Below are 1,639 nucleotides of genomic sequence, written 5' to 3' on the forward strand. Positions count from 1 at the left end.
AAAAAGCAGTAGGAAAAGTTAACGCATCCCGGTTGACTGAATGGAGACAAAATCCTGATCGAACTTCGGTGCCAATACGTGATCGAAGTTCCATGCCAATCCGTGATCGAACAGAGCGGAATACGCAATACAGCGCCTGGCGACAGCTGTTCTTTAAAAAGAAACAGGTAGAGCACATCTGGCGCACCGCCGTCATTTAACTGCTGCATGACAACTATGCGCGCATCAACCCCGGTGGCCTGCCGGGCCTCGGCCATATGCGTAACGAGAACCGGTGATACCGCTACCTCCATGCGCAATATCGTCGAGCCTGGAAAGTGCACTTTGCCAAAAAGACTCGGGGTGTGTGGCGCAGTGTGAAATACCTTGGCCGTTATCTGAAGCGCTCGCCGATGGCGGTTTCTCAGCTGTACCACTACCGCGGCGGCGCTGTGGCTCACGACCACCGCATGCAGCAGCACAAACGCCAGAAAGAGATGCTGTAGCGTTATATCAGCCATATTCTGGCACGGCATTTTAAGATGGTACGTTACTGCGGCTTTTTGGCCAACCGCAAACGGGGCCAACTGTTGCCAAAGGTATACGAAGCGCTGTCGATGACGATGCTGGATAAGCCCGAACGGCTCGGGTTTGCGGTGTTGATGAAAGGCTTCCTGGGCACAGATCCGTACCAATTCATCTTGTGCGGTGATCGGCTGAGATTTGCCAGCGGATGGAGAAAAAACGATGGCTTCAGGCATTGGCTCTGGATAAGTGCGCTTGAAAAACAGGTTGGGGATTAAAAACGGCTTTGTCACATTAGTGATATGAAGTTGGGTAAAGTTGCGTTGTCGGTTATTTAGGCAGCCAGCAAATAGAATTGTTCCGCGGGTGACAATCCCTCACTTTGCATGTGTTGATATTGCTCTTTTCATATCATGTTGCTCAGTTCGATGCCGGTCAGTATCGTCTGTGCCCGTCGAAACGATTTGAATCCCAGCATCGGCCATATCCGATGTTTAATATTCCGGTGATCTTGCTTAATCAGGTTGTTCAGGTACTTACTCTGCCTGACGGTAATCGCTTCCTCATCGGGTTTGTCGGCGTTGAGCGTAGCCAAAGCTGCGGTGTTAGCACCACTTTTATCGATAGTGACAGCCTCTGGTTCGCCGTGATGGCGAATAGCCTTGCGAAAGAAGCGCAATGCGGCTGCAGAGTCCTGTTTGGCGGTCAGCAAAAGTCGATTGTCTGGCCTGCAGAATCCACCGTGCGGTAGAGATATTTCCGCTGGCCTTTGACTTTGTTGTAGGTTTTATCCATTCGCCACCGCCGATTTACGGTGCGCTTGTGTCGGCGAAAAACCTTATCCAGTAGCGGTACCAGGCGGATAATCCAACGATGCAACGTGGAATGGTCAACGACAATACCGCGCTCCGCTATCATCTCTTCGAGGTTTCGCAGACTCAGTGTATAGGCGAGGTACCAGCGGACTGAACCGTACCGGTTTTGTGGGAGAGAGTTAAGTCCGGGAAGTCAGGCTGCCAGATCCTTTTTCCCGATGGAAGCGTAATAGGCTTTTTCTGCTTCAGCAGGTGGGATATGGCCGAGCCGCTCAAGCAGCCGACGATTGTTGTACCAGTCCACCCATGCCAGTGTGGCC

3 protein-coding genes and 2 pseudogenes are annotated in these 1,639 nt (G+C 51.9%); 2 read left to right on the forward strand and 3 right to left on the reverse strand.

What is annotated here, in order from left to right; genetic code table 11:
• Window positions 1–293: hypothetical protein (locus ACMV5H_RS25455; RefSeq protein ID WP_414822796.1), on the reverse strand; the 293-nt coding region annotated here is incomplete at its 3' end.
• A gap of 51 nt (window positions 294–344) precedes the next feature.
• On the opposite strand from ACMV5H_RS25455, the gene ACMV5H_RS25460 reads away from it, so the two are divergent.
• Both ACMV5H_RS25460 and ACMV5H_RS25465 read left to right on the forward strand, forming a co-directional pair.
• On the forward strand, window positions 345–485 hold the full coding sequence (locus ACMV5H_RS25460; RefSeq protein ID WP_414822797.1) for a transposase: 141 nt from the start codon (window positions 345–347) through the stop codon (window positions 483–485).
• Window positions 486–596: 111 nt separating this feature from the next.
• Complete coding sequence (locus ACMV5H_RS25465) at window positions 597–782, forward strand: hypothetical protein (RefSeq protein WP_414822798.1); 186 nt, start codon at window positions 597–599, stop codon at window positions 780–782.
• 56 nt (window positions 783–838) lie between these two features.
• Here ACMV5H_RS25465 and ACMV5H_RS25470 read toward each other — a convergent pair.
• Window positions 839–1,470: pseudogene (locus tag ACMV5H_RS25470) on the reverse strand (IS6 family transposase); the annotation flags it as partial.
• Window positions 1,471–1,512: 42 nt separating this feature from the next.
• Window positions 1,513–1,639, reverse strand: a pseudogene (locus tag ACMV5H_RS25475) (IS3 family transposase); the annotation flags it as partial.

It is taken from the genome of Serratia sp. N21D137, from assembly GCF_047530005.1.
GTDB lineage: Bacteria > Pseudomonadota > Gammaproteobacteria > Enterobacterales > Enterobacteriaceae > Chania > Chania fonticola_B.

Excerpts from the sequence above, each read along its gene's own strand:
- ACMV5H_RS25465 (WP_414822798.1), top strand. The coding sequence starts at position 597 with ATGACGATGCTGGATAAGCCCGAACGGCTCGGGTTTGCGGTGTTGATG.